The 14,412-nt window shown below is 63.4% G+C and carries 12 protein-coding genes; 4 read left to right on the top strand and 8 right to left on the bottom strand.

The window, feature by feature from the left end; all coding sequences use genetic code 11:
• Nucleotides 1-7: 7 nt before the first annotated feature.
• Genes aroK through pilM form a run of 4 tightly spaced genes read right to left on the bottom strand, consistent with a single transcriptional unit; the run spans nt 8 to nt 3,733 of the window.
• The gene (aroK, locus tag ACIOVF_RS08095) at nt 8-526 is read right to left on the bottom strand and encodes a shikimate kinase AroK (RefSeq protein ID WP_010222231.1); all 519 of its coding nucleotides are present in this window, start codon (nt 524-526) and stop codon (nt 8-10) included.
• Nucleotides 527-530: 4 nt separating this feature from the next.
• The gene (locus ACIOVF_RS08100) at nt 531-1,772 is read right to left on the bottom strand and encodes a type IV pilus secretin PilQ (protein WP_401288673.1); all 1,242 of its coding nucleotides are present in this window, start codon (nt 1,770-1,772) and stop codon (nt 531-533) included.
• 24 nt (nt 1,773-1,796) lie between these two features.
• Entirely contained in the window at nt 1,797-2,651 is an 855-nt protein-coding gene (locus tag ACIOVF_RS08105; RefSeq protein ID WP_401288676.1) for a pilus assembly protein PilP, read from the bottom strand.
• Entirely contained in the window at nt 2,648-3,733 is a 1,086-nt protein-coding gene (gene pilM, locus ACIOVF_RS08110; RefSeq protein ID WP_052676458.1) for a pilus assembly protein PilM, read from the bottom strand. The genes ACIOVF_RS08105 and pilM overlap by 4 nt, the downstream gene beginning before the upstream one ends.
• 135 nt (nt 3,734-3,868) lie before the next feature.
• Here pilM and ACIOVF_RS08115 point away from each other — a divergent pair, with 135 nt between their 5' ends.
• Nucleotides 3,869-6,322 carry a penicillin-binding protein 1A gene (locus ACIOVF_RS08115; protein WP_177329133.1) on the top strand — a complete coding sequence of 818 codons (2,454 nt, stop codon included), beginning with the start codon at nt 3,869-3,871 and terminating at the stop codon, nt 6,320-6,322.
• Nucleotides 6,323-6,458: 136 nt separating this feature from the next.
• Here ACIOVF_RS08115 and ACIOVF_RS08120 read toward each other — a convergent pair whose 3' ends face one another.
• From ACIOVF_RS08120 to rpmE, 3 genes are all read right to left on the bottom strand, one after another.
• Nucleotides 6,459-7,727, bottom strand: coding sequence for a malic enzyme-like NAD(P)-binding protein (locus ACIOVF_RS08120; protein WP_045193954.1), 1,269 nt, complete (start codon nt 7,725-7,727; stop codon nt 6,459-6,461).
• A gap of 178 nt (nt 7,728-7,905) precedes the next feature.
• Nucleotides 7,906-8,727 (bottom strand): thermonuclease family protein, encoded by an 822-nt coding sequence (locus ACIOVF_RS08125; protein WP_045193955.1) that lies wholly within the window; start codon nt 8,725-8,727, stop codon nt 7,906-7,908.
• 2 nt (nt 8,728-8,729) lie between these two features.
• Nucleotides 8,730-8,945, bottom strand: a complete 216-nt coding sequence (gene rpmE / locus ACIOVF_RS08130) for a 50S ribosomal protein L31 (protein WP_010222223.1) — start codon at nt 8,943-8,945, stop codon at nt 8,730-8,732.
• A gap of 172 nt (nt 8,946-9,117) precedes the next feature.
• Between rpmE and ACIOVF_RS08135 the strand changes: the two genes are divergently transcribed.
• The 3 genes from ACIOVF_RS08135 (at nt 9,118) to ACIOVF_RS08145 (ending at nt 13,871) form a co-directional block, all read left to right on the top strand.
• Nucleotides 9,118-11,337 (top strand): primosomal protein N', encoded by a 2,220-nt coding sequence (locus ACIOVF_RS08135; protein WP_045193956.1) that lies wholly within the window; start codon nt 9,118-9,120, stop codon nt 11,335-11,337.
• A 106-nt stretch (nt 11,338-11,443) separates the two neighbouring features.
• The gene (gene argS, locus ACIOVF_RS08140) at nt 11,444-13,180 is read left to right on the top strand and encodes an arginine--tRNA ligase (RefSeq protein ID WP_045193990.1); all 1,737 of its coding nucleotides are present in this window, start codon (nt 11,444-11,446) and stop codon (nt 13,178-13,180) included.
• 1 nt (nt 13,181) lies between these two features.
• Nucleotides 13,182-13,871, top strand: a complete 690-nt coding sequence (locus ACIOVF_RS08145) for an SPOR domain-containing protein (protein WP_038997644.1) — start codon at nt 13,182-13,184, stop codon at nt 13,869-13,871.
• A 48-nt stretch (nt 13,872-13,919) separates the two neighbouring features.
• On the opposite strand, the gene ACIOVF_RS08150 is transcribed toward ACIOVF_RS08145, so the two are convergent.
• Nucleotides 13,920-14,339, bottom strand: coding sequence for a TM2 domain-containing protein (locus tag ACIOVF_RS08150; protein ID WP_045193957.1), 420 nt, complete (start codon nt 14,337-14,339; stop codon nt 13,920-13,922).
• Between the last annotated feature and the right edge of the window lie 73 nt (nt 14,340-14,412).

The raw sequence follows: 14,412 nt of genomic DNA on the forward strand, positions 1-14,412 counted from the left end.
TCCTGGCTTAACGGGGCGGCAACTTCTGCAAGCGCTCGAGAATATCCTGCACCACCATTCGCGGTGGCCGTTCGTCGGTTTCCACCACCAGATCGGCGATCTCGCGATAAAGCGGGTCACGAACTTCCAGCAGCGCGCGCAAAGTCGCCTCCGGGTTGGCGGTACGCAGCAACGGCCGGTTGCGATCACGCGAGGTGCGTCCGACCTGCTGCTCGACCGAGGCGTGCAGGTACACCACTCGCCCGCCGGCATGCAGGGCCTGACGGTTGGCATCGCGCATTACCGCGCCGCCACCGGTAGCCAGCACCACGCCATCGAACGCGCAGAGCTCGGCGATCATCGCCTGCTCGCGGTCACGAAAGCCCGGCTCGCCTTCCTTATCGAAGATCCACGGGATATTGGCGCCGGTGCGCAATTCAATTTCCTTGTCGGAATCCTTGAACGGCAGGCGCAGCTCTTTGGCCAGCAGGCGGCCGATGGTGCTTTTGCCAGCACCCATCGGCCCCACAAGTATCAAATTTCGCACAGAATCAACGACTCACAGCAATCGCCTGGTCACTCATGATACGCGGAGTCAGGAAGACCAGCAGCTCGGATTTTTTCTCTTGTAGAACATCGCGACGAAACAGCCGCCCAACATACGGCACATCGCCGAAAAATGGCACCTTGTCGACAACTTTACTTTGCACCGTCGAGTACACGCCGCCGATGACGATGGTCTCACCATCATTGATACGCACCTTGGCGTTGACCTCGTTTTTACGGATCGCCGGCACGTGATCCAGGGCGTTGAGGTAGTCGGGCTCGTCCTTGGTCACCTTGACTACCATGATTACCCGGTTGTCCGGGGTGATCTGCGGGGTGACCTCAAGGGACAGCGAGGCCTCGCGGAAGGTCACCGAGGTAGCGCCGCTGCCGCTGGTTTCCTGATACGGCACCTCGGTGCCCTTGAGGATCCGCGCAGTTTCCTTGTCAGCGGTGACGACCTTGGGCTGGGAAATGATTTCGCCGTTGCCGGTGCGCTCCATGGCGCTCAGTTCCAGGTCGAGCAGCGCACTGTTGCGCACCAGGCCAAAGCCGATACTCGACGATGCCCGGTCCGCGCCAAGGTCGACGAAGGTATCGCCACCGCCCAGGCTCAAGCCCTTGCCCAGCTGCACCTGGCCGCCCCAGCGCACACCCAGGCTCTTTTCAAAATCGACGTTGGCCTCGACGATCCGCGCCTCGATCATGACCTGGCGTACCGGCACATCGAGTTCGCCGATCAACCTGCGCAGCTCTTCCAGACGTTCCGGCGACTGGCTGGCGACCAGGGTGTTGGTGCGCTCATCGACACTTAGCGAACCATGGCTGGCGCCGCCGGCCTCATGGGCCATCAGGCTGTGGAAAAGCTCGGCGATATCGGTGGCCCTGGCGTGGTGGATCGGTATCAGCTCGCGCCGCGACGGCGCGGACCCGGCCAGTTCGGCAAGCGGTGCGACCAGCAATACATTGCCATCCTTGCGCTGCTCCAGGCCCTTGCTGCGCAGCACCAGCTCCAGCGCCTGGTCCCAGGGCACATCCTGCAAGCGCAAGGTCACCTTGCCCTGCACCGCATCACTGGCCACCAGGTTGACCCCGGAAAAATCAGCCAGCACCTGCAGTACCGTACGCACCTCGACATCCTGAAAATTCAATGACAGCGGCTCACCGCCGTACAGTTGCTTGCCCGCAAACGCGCCGGCAGACAGGCAACAGCCTATCAGCACCGCAACCACAGCTCCCTTGCCCATCGATGACCTCCCTGGTCGGCACCTTCAGCGCAGGGCGAGAGTTCGCCGCCGCGCTTGCCAGCCTTGGCCGGCAACAAAAACCTGCTGGATGACCTCGACATGGCGCTCGCCAATCTCGGCCACCTGCCCCTGGTCACGACCCAAGCGGTCACCGACCTGCAGCCGATGCACGCGGCCATCAGCCTGGATCAGCGCGTAGCGCACGCCGCGACTGGCGAGGCTGCCGACCATTTCCAGCTGCTCCAGCGCCAGGCGCTGCAAGACATCGGCCTGCACCGCCAGCGCAGATGGAGCGAATGGATTGCGCAGCATCGCAACCGGCCGTCGCTGCGCCGCCTGTGGCTGCGCGCCAGGGGCCAACTGCGGCTGCGAGCGAGGCTGGTATGAGCGAACCTGCAATTCCATGTGCAGCAACTGCGCATCGGCCGGCTTCAGCGAAAGCCCTTGCACGGTAATCAGCCGCGGCTGCGCGGCCAGGTCCGCGAAAAATTCGGCAAGCGCCGAAAAGGCGCCACGCAAGCGCAGTTGCACGGGCAGTTCCAAGTAATGCTCAGCGGTCGACGCTTGGACTACCTGCAACTGTTCAATGGCCACTTCATGGGCCTCGGCCAGGCGGGAGAGCAACTCGAACACGGCAGGCTCGGCGCTCCCTGCCGACAATTGCCAGCGCGCTTGCTGCAAGCCGCTGTGCAATTCGGCCGTTGGCTCAACGCTGTCTGCGTTGGCGTGCGCCAAGGCATCGACCATCAGCGCCGCCTGCGTCATCAGCGGCCGTAAATGCACGGCGTAAGCCAGGCCTGCCAGAAGCGCCAGCAAGCCCGTCAGTATCAACGCCTGTACTGGCCAGGCTCGACTTGCCAGCACACCGCAGAAGCTCAAGGTGCAACCTCAAGGGCTGCTACCAGCTCAAACGCATGCCCCTCCTCGACCGCACTTAGCTGCTGCAATTCGGCAGTACTGATCAAGGATGAAGACTTCAGGCGGTCTGCCAGTTCCGCAACCAGGGCAGCCGAACCGGCCATGCCGGCAAGCCTCAGCCCAGCTGGCTCCTGGCTCAGTGCGGTCAGGTACACGCCATCGGGCATGGCCCGCTCAACCTGCTCGAAGACATCCACGGCGAAATGCCGGCCAGCCTGCAAGCGTTGCAACTGCCTCAGTTCCTGCCGCAAAGCCTCGGGCTCCAGTTGCCCGCCGGGCGGGCTGAGCGACTGCTGCTGCATGACGCCACGAAAATGCTGGTCGATGAGACCACTGGCAACGGCAACCAGCAGCACAACACTTGCACAGCCTGCCTGAAACCCTCGAGTACGCAGACGCTGGCGGCGCTCGCGCCATGGCAACAAATTAAGTCGCACGCCGCCCATGGCCAGGGCGCAGGCCACGCTCAGGCTCGAGCCCGCGTGGTCCAGTTCGGCGTCGAGCGCTACTGCCGGAGCACGCCGCAGCGCCTGGCTATCGATCTCCAGCACCCGTGCATTGAGCCCGGCGACTTCAAAGGTGGCCTCAAGTGTTTCCAGCAAACCGCGATGACAGGCCGCGACCTGAACGCTCACCGCATCAGCGCCAGCCGGCGCCTGCAGCCGGTAATCCAGCGCGGTGTCTTCAAGGTCGAAGGGAATGAACTGCTCAGCGGCATCGTGCACCTGCGCAGCCACTTCAGCATCGGCCAGACCCGCTGGCAGGCTTATCGATTTGCTGATAGCCCGCGCCGCCGGCAAGGCCACGGCGGCTTGCCGACAGCGGCTGCCACTGCGCTGCAGCGCGCGTTTCAGGGCCAGGCCGACCACCTCAGGGTCGGCAATCCAGCCGTCGAGCATGGCCCCGACAGGCAGCGGTTCAAGCGCCCAGGCCCGCACGCGCCACGCGCCTTTGCGCCGGTGCAATTGCACCAGTCGGATAGACGGCGGGGCAATTTCTACCCCCAGGAGTGAACCGGCATCCATGCCGAAGCGTCCAAGCATTGGTTTTTTCCTTGCTGGCGACAGCCGCGTGCGTAACGCGGCGAGTTGAAAAATGCTTATAATGCCCAGCGTTTATCCTTTGTCCGCTGGCCCCGCGCGCAACCCATTCTTTTATCTGGACGCCCTAAAGCCTTGATACGCCTGCTGAAGTTCTTCTGGTGGTCTTTCGTCGCAGTCATCTGCGCGCTCGTGCTCGGTCTGAGCGGCGCATTTCTGTATCTTAGCCCCAGCTTGCCCTCGGTAGAGGCCCTCAGAAGCATCCAGTTGCAGATCCCTTTGCGGGTCTACAGCAGCGACGGCAAGCTGATCGCCGAGTTCGGCGAAATGCGCCGCTCGCCCATCCGTTTTGCCGACATTCCGCCGCATTTCATCCAGGCTTTGCTGTCGGCTGAAGACGACAATTTCGCCAATCACTACGGCGTTGACCCCAGCAGCCTGATGCGTGCTGCAACACAATTGCTCAAGTCCGGGCACATCCAGACCGGCGGCAGCACCATCACCATGCAGGTGGCGAAGAACTTCTTCCTCAGCAGCGAACGCAGCTTCTCGCGCAAGACCAACGAGATTCTCCTGGCCCTGCAGATCGAACGCGAACTGACCAAGGACGAGATCCTCGAGCTGTACGTCAACAAGATCTACCTGGGCAACCGCGCCTACGGCATCGAGGCCGCCGCGCAGGTGTACTACGGCAAGTCGATCCGCGATGTCAGCCTGGCGCAGATGGCGATGATCGCCGGCCTGCCGAAAGCGCCGTCGCGCTTCAACCCACTGGCCAACCCGGTGCGCGCCAAAGAGCGCCGCGACTGGATCCTGGGGCGCATGTACAAGCTCGGCAAAATTGATGAAGCCAGCTACCAGACAGCATTGGCCGAACCGATCAACGCCAGCTACCACGTGCCGACCCCAGAAGTTAACGCACCCTACATCGCCGAGATGGCCCGCGCCGAAATGGTCGGCCGCTACGGCAGCGATGCCTACACCGAAGGCTTCCGCGTCACCACCACGGTGCCGAGCGACCTGCAGGAAATCGCCAACAAAGCCGTACTCAACGGCCTCACCGCCTACGACGAGCGTCATGGTTACCGCGGCCCCGAGTCGCGCTTCCCGGGTAAGACCCGTGACGCCTGGCTGCAGGAACTGAGCAAGCAACGCCCGCTGGGCGGCCTGGAGCCGGTGATCGTCACCGAAGTCAGCAAGACCGGCCTGCAGGTGCTGACCCGCGCCGGTAACCAGGAGTCGGTGGCCTGGGAGACCATGAAGTGGGCCCGCCCGTTCCTCAACACCAACAGCCAGGGCCGTGCACCACAGCAGCCTGCCGACGTTGCCCAGGTCGGCGACCTGATTCGCGTGCAGCGCCTGGACGACGGCAGCCTCAAATTCAGCCAGGTGCCGGGGGCGCAGAGCGCGCTGGTATCGCTGGACCCGAACAGTGGTGCGATCCGCGCCCTGGTCGGCGGTTTCTCGTTCGAGCAGAGCAACTACAACCGCGCCATGCAGGCCAAGCGTCAGCCGGGCTCGAGCTTCAAGCCGTTCGTGTACAGCGCCGCGCTGGACAACGGCTACACCGCCGCCAGCCTGGTCAACGACGCGCCGATCGTATTTGTCGACGAATACCTGGACAAGGTCTGGCGGCCGAAAAACGACACCAACACCTTCCTCGGCCCGATCCGCATGCGCGAGGCGCTGTACAAGTCGCGCAACCTGGTATCGATCCGCCTGCTGCAGGCCATGGGCGTAGGCCCGACCATCGACTACATCAGCAAGTTCGGCTTCAACAAGCAGGACCTGCCGCCCAACCTGTCGCTGGCCCTGGGCACCGCAACCCTGACGCCGATGGAAATCGCCACCGGCTGGAGCACCTTTGCCAACGGCGGCTACAAGATCAGCCCATACCTGATCGAACGCATCGAGAGCCGCAACGGCGAGACCCTGTTCACTGCCAACCCGCCACGGGTCCCGCAAAGCGAACAGGTCGAAGCCGGCATCGCCGCCCCCGAGCAGCCGATCAGCACCCAGCTGCCGGGCGAAGGCCTGAGCACCGTGGCCAGCGATCCGGCCGCCGCCGTCGCCCAGCCGCCGGCCGTGGCCGAGCGCATCATTGACGGGCGCACCAGCTATATCCTCACCAGCATGCTCCAGGACGTGATCAAGCGCGGTACCGGGCGCCGCGCCCTGGCCCTGGGCCGTACCGACCTTGCCGGCAAGACCGGTACCACCAACGAATCCAAGGACGCCTGGTTCTCCGGCTACAACGCCGACTACGTAACCACCGTCTGGACCGGCTTCGACCAACCGGAAACCCTCGGCCGCCGCGAGTATGGCGGCACCGTGGCCCTGCCGATCTGGATGAGCTACATGGGCGCTGCACTCAAAGACAAGCCCAACCATGCCCCGGCCGAGCCGGAAGGCATCCTCAGCCTGCGCGTCGATCCGGTCAGCGGCCGGGCGGCGACGCCAAGCACGCCGAACGCCTACTTCGAGCTGTTCAAGGCCGAAGACACGCCGCCGTCGGTCAACGAGCTGGGTAACGGCAGCGCACCAGGCAGCCCGCTGCCAGCAGACGAAGCGGCGCCGATCGATCTGTTCTGATGACAGAGGCTCCCACAGATTCTTTGTGGGAGCTGGCCTTGCCAGCGATGAAGCCAACACCCACCCACAGACGATCCGCCACAAAAAAGCCCCGACTCTCGCGAGCCGGGGCTTTTTGTTATGACGCTACAACAGCTTAGCCGTTGAACACGTCATCCACGCTTTTCAGCGGGTAGTTCTTCGGATACGGCAGGGTCGCCACACCGGTCTCGATCGCAGCCTTGGCCACGGCATCGGAAACCACGGTGATCAGGCGAGCGTCCATTGGCTTCGGAATGATGTACTCACGGCCGAATTCCAGGGCGTCGACGCCGTAGGCTGCGCAGACTTCCTTAGGCACTGGCAGCTTGGCCAGGTCTTTCAGGGCGTTGGCGGCGGCGATCTTCATTTCTTCGTTGATGCGCTTGGCACGAACGTCCAGGGCACCGCGGAAGATGAACGGGAAGCCCAGTACGTTGTTGACCTGGTTCGGGTAGTCGGAACGACCGGTAGCCATGATCACGTCGTTACGGGTGGCGTGGGCCAGCTCCGGGGAGATCTCTGGATCAGGGTTCGAGCAGGCGAACACGATCGGGTTCGGCGCCATCGACTTCAGGCCTTCAGGGCTCAGCAGGTTCGGGCCGGACAGGCCGACGAACACGTCAGCGCCTTGCAGGGCGTCAGCCAGGGTGCGCTTGTCGGTAGCGTGGGCGAACACCGCCTTGTACTGGTTCAGGTCGTCACGGCCAGCGTGGATCACGCCAGTACGGTCAACCATGAAGATGTTCTCGATCTGTGCGCCCATGCTCACCAGCAGTTTCATGCAGGAGATGGCGGCGGCACCGGCGCCCAGGCAGACGATCTTGGCGTCGGCCAGGGTTTTGCCAGCGATTTCCAGGGCGTTGATCATGCCGGCGGCGGTAACGATCGCGGTGCCGTGCTGGTCATCGTGGAATACCGGGATGTCGCACTGTTCGATCAGCGCGCGCTCGATTTCAAAGCACTCTGGCGCCTTGATGTCTTCCAGGTTGATGCCACCGAAGGTGATCGAGATGCGCTTGACGGTGTCGATGAAGGCTTGCGGGCTCTCGGAGTCGACTTCGATGTCGAACACGTCGATACCGGCGAAACGCTTGAACAGAACGCCCTTGCCTTCCATGACCGGTTTGGAGGCCAGTGGGCCGAGGTTACCCAGGCCGAGGATGGCGGTGCCGTCGGAAATGACTGCTACCAGATTGCCCTTGCCGGTGTACTTGTAGGCCAGCTCCGGATCGCGACCGATTTCGCGAACCGGCTCAGCCACGCCAGGGCTGTAGGCCAGCGCCAGGTCGCGAGCAGTCGCGGTAGGTTTGGTGAGCTCGACGCTCAGTTTCCCCGGACGAGGTTGAGCGTGATATTCGAGAGCGGCAGTTTTCAAATCTGACATGGTGGGCATTCCGCTATTTACTGTTCTGACGGACCGCCGAGGATACGCAAAGAGCAAAGGGCCGACAAGACTGCCCGGTCACTTGTGTCAAGGCCTTTAACCTACGACTTTCCGCCAAGAGCCACGGCCTGCAAGGGTTTCGATGTGTACAATCGAAATAAAAAATGTAGACAATTTTTTATCTTTCGACCCTTTCCAGCATCGACGGATCGGTCAGGGGCAGCAACCAGCGTTGCTGTCCCGGCTTCAGGCCACCTTTGCGGGAACGATCCAGCACCCAACCGCGGGCTTCGATCGATCGACCTTTCAGATCAGTGAAGAACGAAGAGGGGAAATTGCGCTGCAGGCGTGCCGGCACCTGAAGCACCAGAGAATCGTCGATTTCGATCCAGATACCCCCGCGATTGCGCTGGATATCCATCACCTTGCCACTTATCAGGGCAAAACCGGACTGACGCACGGCGCTTGCCGGGGTCAATGGCGATTGCCGCCACAGGCCTTTGCCGGCCTGACGAGCGGCGCGCTCGGCCTGACCCTGGCAGCCGGCCAACGCGACGTTGGGGGCCACCGCAACCCGGTAGCCAAGGCCTTCACTGAGCAGTTGTGCTTCGAAATTGTCGCCAGAGCGGCCGTAGACATGCGCCAGAGTACGGCCATATTTGTCCCGCGCCTCGACGCCAGGAACCAGCCCCACCTGCCCGCCGCTGGCCTTGACCAGGGCCTGCAAGCGCTGCCGTGCAGCCTCGGCGAAGGCTTCACTGCTGCGACCTTTGCGACCGATTTCCGGTGCATTGATACCAATCAGGCGAACACTGCGGCCATCATTCAGACGCAAGGTATCGCCATCGACCACCTGGCGCACGCTGACCACCTGCGCATCGACCGGTGCCGCGCAGAATGCCAGGGCCGGCAACTGCCAGATCGCGCCCATAAAAAAGGCGCCCACGAGGGACGCCTTTTTCAGCAGCAATGCCAAACCCATCGGGCCAGCGTCGCGCAATCTTACTTCTTGGCACCGAACATGCCGAAGCGATCGGCGAACTTCTGTACGCGGCCGCCGGTGTCCAGGACCTTCTGCTTACCGGTGTAGAACGGGTGGCAGAGGTTGCAAACGTCGATCGGCAGGGCCTTGGCCAGAGTCGAACGAGTTTCGAATTTGTTACCGCAGCTGCAGGTAACTTCTACAGCTTCGTATACCGGATGGATATCGGCTTTCATGGTGTTTCCTCAGTGCTGACGTGCCGCCACTCAACACCATTGTTGAATACCGCACGCAAAATAGGGTCGGAATAATACCAGAGCAAACAGCCAACGCAAGTTGTCGCTTAGACCGGCGGTCGTCTGCTAGGCTCGCCGGACCTTGGAATTCCCCCTGCAGAGAACCTTTCGCGTGTCCGACGTCATTCTACGCCTTGCCCTGCCCTCGCCCCTGCGGCGGCTGTTCGACTACAGGGCACCGGCAAGCATGGCGCGCCAGGCACTGACCCCGGGCATGCGTATCCGCGTGCCGTTTGGTCGACGCGAGATGATCGGTATCCTGATCGAGATCAGCGACACCAGCGAGGTGCCGGCCGACAAGCTCAAGCCCGCAATCGCCCTGCTCGATCCAGTGTCGCCGCTGCCGCCGGCACTGTTCAAGCTGTGCCTGTGGACTGCGCAGTATTATCAGCACAGCCTCGGCGATACCCTGAGCTGGGCCCTGCCGGTGCTGCTGCGCCAGGGCGAACCGGCGCAAGCGCGCCAGGAGCGCTTCTGGCAAGTGGCCCCAGGCGCGCGCCTGGACGACCCGCGCATCGCCCGCGCGCCGCGCCAGCGCGAAGCCCTGGCAACCCTGGCGCAGCACCCCCATGGCGTGGCCCATACCCTGCTGAGCAAGCTGATGCTGAGCAAGGACAGCCTCGACCTGCTGCTGGCCAAGGAGCTGGTGCAGGTCGAGGTGCGCCGCCACTTGCCCCAGGAGCGCCACGAACACTGGCTGGCGCAGCCGGAGCTGCCGCTCAACGACGAGCAGCGCACCGCCTTCAATGCGGTACGCTCAGGCTTCGACAGCTTTCATGCCTTCTTGTTGGCCGGGGTCACCGGCAGCGGCAAGACAGAGGTTTACCTGCAGCTGATCCGCGAAACCCTGGAGGCCGGCAAGCAGGCGCTGATTCTGATCCCGGAGATCAACCTGGGGCCGCAAACCCTGGCGCGCTTCGAGCAGCGTTTTAACGCGCGCATCGCCCTGCTGCACTCGGCGGTCAATGACCGCGAGCGCCTGGATGCCTGGCTGGCCGCCCGCGACGGCGAGGCCGACATCATCATCGGCACCCGCTCGGCATTGTTCACACCGATGAAAAACCCCGGCTTGATCATCATCGACGAAGAACACGACGGCTCGTATAAACAGCAGGAAGGCCTGCGCTACCACGCTCGCGACCTGGCGCTGGTGCGCGCGCGCCAGGAGAACATCCCGATCCTGCTGGGCTCGGCCACGCCGTCGCTGGAGAGCCTGCATAACGCCCACAGCGGCCGCTATGGCCTGCTGCGCCTCAACCAGCGCGCCGGCGGCGCCCAGCAGCCGCGCTTCCTGCGCCTGGATGTGAAGAGCCGGCCGTTGGACAGCGGCATCAGCGGGCCGATGCAGCAAGCCATCGGCCAGACCCTGGCGGCCGGCCAGCAGGTACTGGTGTTCCTCAACCGCCGCGGCTTTGCGCCGACGCTGCTGTGCCATGACTGCGGCTGGATGTCCGAATGCCCACGCTGCGATGCGCGCATGACCGTGCACCAGCGCTCCAACGAGCTGCGCTGCCATCACTGCGGCTACGATGAGCGCGTGCCGCGCCAGTGCCCGCAGTGCAACAAAGTCGACCTGCGCCCGGTGGGTGCCGGCACCGAGCGCGCCGAGGAGCGCCTGAGCATTCTTTTTCCGGATTACCCGGTGCTGCGGGTCGACCGCGACAGCACTTCGCGCAAGGATGCGATGAACCAGTTGTTCGCCACCATCCAGCGCGGCCAGCCGTGCATCCTGGTTGGCACCCAGATGCTCGCCAAGGGCCACCATTTTCCGCGGGTGACCCTGGTGTCGATCCTCGATGCCGACGGCGGCCTGTTCTCCGGCGATTTTCGCGCCAGCGAGCGCATGGCGCAGATGATCGTCCAGGTCGCCGGCCGCGCCGGGCGCGCCGAGGAGCCGGGCAAGGTGATCATCCAGACCCACCTGGCCGACCATCCTTTATTGGTGCAACTGACCGAGCAGGGGTACTTCGCCTTTGCCGAGCAGGCCCTGAGCGAGCGCCGCGCCGCCGGCCTGCCGCCTTTCGCGCACCTGGCGCTGCTGCGCGCCGAAGCGCACAAGCCGGGGCAGGCCGAGGGGTTTCTCGATGAAGCCTGCAGCGCCGCCGAGCAATTGCTAGCCGAACAAAACCTGCACGGCATCGAGCTGCTAGGTCCGGTACCGGCGCCGATGGAACGCCGTGCCGGGCGGTTTCGTGCGCAATTGTTGCTCCAGGCCAATGCCCGGGCACCTTTGCATCGACTGATCAGCGCCTGGTTGCTAGTGTTGGAACAGATGCCGTCCGGGCGCCAGGTGCGTTGGTCGCTGGATGTCGATCCGGTGGATTTGTACTGACAGCATTGGCCCAAAGGTTGGCAACCTCGCCCCGGCAACGGATAATGTCCAGTTTTTCCACCTGCGCATCGAAGCGCCGCCGCGCTTGCGGTCGAAAGAGAAGCCCATGAAAGACACCATTCGCCAGCTGATCCAGCAAGCCCTCACCCAACTCGTCACCGACGGTGTGCTGCCTGAAGGGCTGACGCCGGCGATCCAGGTGGAGAACGCCCGGGACAAGACCCACGGCGACTTCGCCAGCAACATCGCGATGATGCTGGCCAAGCCTGCCGGCATGAAACCGCGCGACCTGGCCGAGAAGATCATCGCCGCCCTGCCTGCCGACGAGCAGGTGAGCAAGGTCGAGATCGCCGGCCCAGGCTTTCTCAACTTCTTCCAGAACACCCAGGCCCTGGCCTCGCGCCTGGATGCGGCCCTGGCCGACGCCAAGCTTGGCGTGAAGAAAGCCGGCCCGCAGCAGAAGGTGGTGGTCGACCTGTCGGCCCCTAACCTGGCCAAGGAGATGCACGTCGGCCACCTGCGTTCGACCATCATCGGTGACGCCGTATCCCGCGTGCTGGAGTTCCTCGGCGATGACGTAATCCGCCAGAACCACGTTGGCGACTGGGGCACCCAGTTCGGCATGCTGATGGCCTACCTGCAGGAAAACCCGATCACCAGCGACGAGCTGTCGGACCTGGAGAACTTCTACCGTGCGGCGAAAAAACGCTTCGACGAGTCCGAAGAGTTCGCCGACCGCGCCCGTGGCCTGGTGGTCAAGCTGCAAGCCGGCGACCCGGAATGCCTGAAGCTGTGGACCCGCTTCAAGGACATCTCGCTGTCGCACTGCCAGAAGACCTACGAACTGCTCAACGTCAAACTGACCATGGCCGACGTCATGGGCGAAAGCGCCTACAATGACGACCTGGCCAATGTCGTCAGCGACCTCAAGGCCAAGGGTCTGCTGGTCGAGAGTAAGGGCGCCCAGTGCGTATTCCTTGAAGAATTCAAAACCGCCGAAGGCGAGCCACTGCCGGTGATCGTGCAAAAAGCCGACGGCGGCTACCTGTACGCCACCACCGACCTCGCTGCCGTGCGCTACCGCAGCAACGTGCTCAAGGCCGACCGCGCCCTGTACTTCGTCGACCAGCGTCAGGCCCTGCACTTCAACCAGGTGTTCGAAGTGGCTCGCCGCGCCGGTTTCGTCGGCCACCCGATGCAAATGGAGCACATGGGCTTCGGCACCATGAACGGCGCCGACGGCCGTCCGTTCAAGACCCGCGACGGCGGCACGGTGAAGCTGATCGACCTGCTCACCGAAGCCAAGGAGCGTGCCTACGCCCTGGTCAAGGAGAAGAACCCGGAGCTGGCCGAGGCCGACCTGCGCGCCATCGGCGAAGTGGTCGGCATTGGCGCGGTGAAATACGCCGACCTGTCCAAGCACCGCACCAGCGACTACAGCTTCAACTTCGAACTGATGCTCAACTTCGAAGGCAACACCGCGCCTTACCTGCTGTACGCCTACACCCGCGTCGCCGGTGTGTTCCGCAAGCTGGGCAAGAGCTTTGAAGAAGTCGACGGCCAGATCATCCTGCAAGCACCGCAGGAGCAGGACCTGGCTGCACGCCTGGCGCAGTTCGGCGAGATCCTCAACAACGTCGCCGAGAAGGGCACGCCGCACGTGCTGTGCGCTTACCTGTACGACGTTGCCGGCCTGTTCTCGAGCTTCTACGAGAACTGCCCGATCCTCGCCGCCGACACCCCTGAACAGCAGCAGAGCCGCCTGCGTCTGGCCGCCCTGACCGGTCGTACCCTCAAGCAAGGTCTGCAACTGCTCGGCCTGGAAACCCTGGAGCGCATGTAAGTTGGCTGCCAAGAAAAAACCCGCACCCAAGCGCGGCGCGAGTCGCTATCAGGCACCTGCCAAGCAGCCGATCCCGGGCTGGCTGTGGCTGGCAATCGGCTTGTCGGTGGGCGCCTTTGTCGTGTTCCTGATGAAGCTCGAGCCTGGCAACGGCGAGGTCAAGCGTACCAAGCCCGAGCAGCAGAAGGCCGAGAAGGTCGCCGAAGCCAACAAGACCGCACCAAGCCCGCAGCAGCCGGTGAAGCCCAAGTACGACTTCTATACCTTGCTGCCGGAATCGGAAGTGATCGTGCCGCCTGAAGCGGTGCCGGAGAAAACCCCGCCGGTACCGGCGCAACCTCCGGTCACCCCGGCGGAAGCGGCGAAGATCGACACCGCTCGTGCCCAGGCCGCGTTGATGGGCCAAACGCCACCACCCGCACCACCGGTGATCAAGCCGGCGGCGACCACCCAGTTCTTCCTGCAGGCCGGCTCGTTCCGCAAGCAGGCCGACGCCGATAAGGTCCGCGCGCAGATTATCCTGCTCGGCCAGGCGGTCAAGGTGGAGTCCGGCACGGTGAAGGAAGAAACCTGGTACCGCGTGCTGGTTGGCCCGTTCAGCAACCGTGAGCAGCTGACCGTGGCGCAAAAGCAACTGGCTGGCAGCGGCTTCAGCAACCTGCTGTTGCAGCAGCGCCAGACCCGCCAGTAACCCCGCCGCAAAAGCCTTGTCGCATTCGCTGCGACAAGGCTTCAGGCCTTAACGCCGCTGGGCGTTGGCCAGTGACACCTGGGTATTGAGCGTCCAGAAGTCATACAGCACCCCCACCAGGAATAACCCGCCGGTGCACAGGTAGATCAGGCCGGTGATCCACTTGCCCTGGTACATGCGGTGCACGCCAAACACCCCGAGGAAGGTCAGCAGGATCCACGCCAGGCTGTAGTCCAGTGGGCCCGGCTGAAAGCGCAGGTCGGCTTCGCGGTCCATCGCCGGAATCAGAAACAGGTCGATCAACCAGCCGATGCCGAGCAGGCCCAGGGTAAAGAACCAGATCGTGCCGGTGACCGGCTTGCCATAGTAGAAGCGGTGCGAACCGGTGAAGCCGAAAATCCACAGCAGATAACCGATCACCTTGCTGTGGGTGTCGTGTAGCTGACCGCCCTGTTGATAACTGTTCATTCATAGCCCCTGTGGGTTATCGATAAATTTTCTAAAGAAAAATGTGACTTTTCTGTGGCAAGCCGACGTGTGG

Source organism: Pseudomonas sp. NPDC087612 (assembly GCF_044743505.1).
Taxonomy (GTDB): domain Bacteria; phylum Pseudomonadota; class Gammaproteobacteria; order Pseudomonadales; family Pseudomonadaceae; genus Aquipseudomonas.

What these genes read in the sequence shown, in the direction of transcription:
- ACIOVF_RS08120 (WP_045193954.1), bottom strand. Translation starts at nt 7,727, where the DNA reads ATGTCAGATTTGAAAACTGCCGCTCTCGAATATCACGCTCAACCTCGT.
- pilM (WP_052676458.1), bottom strand. Translation starts at nt 3,733, where the DNA reads ATGCTTGGACGCTTCGGCATGGATGCCGGTTCACTCCTGGGGGTAGAA.
- rpmE (WP_010222223.1), bottom strand. Translation starts at nt 8,945, where the DNA reads ATGAAAGCCGATATCCATCCGGTATACGAAGCTGTAGAAGTTACCTGC.
- ACIOVF_RS08100 (WP_401288673.1), bottom strand. Translation starts at nt 1,772, where the DNA reads ATGGGCAAGGGAGCTGTGGTTGCGGTGCTGATAGGCTGTTGCCTGTCT.
- argS (WP_045193990.1), top strand. Translation starts at nt 11,444, where the DNA reads ATGAAAGACACCATTCGCCAGCTGATCCAGCAAGCCCTCACCCAACTC.
- ACIOVF_RS08150 (WP_045193957.1), bottom strand. Translation starts at nt 14,339, where the DNA reads ATGAACAGTTATCAACAGGGCGGTCAGCTACACGACACCCACAGCAAG.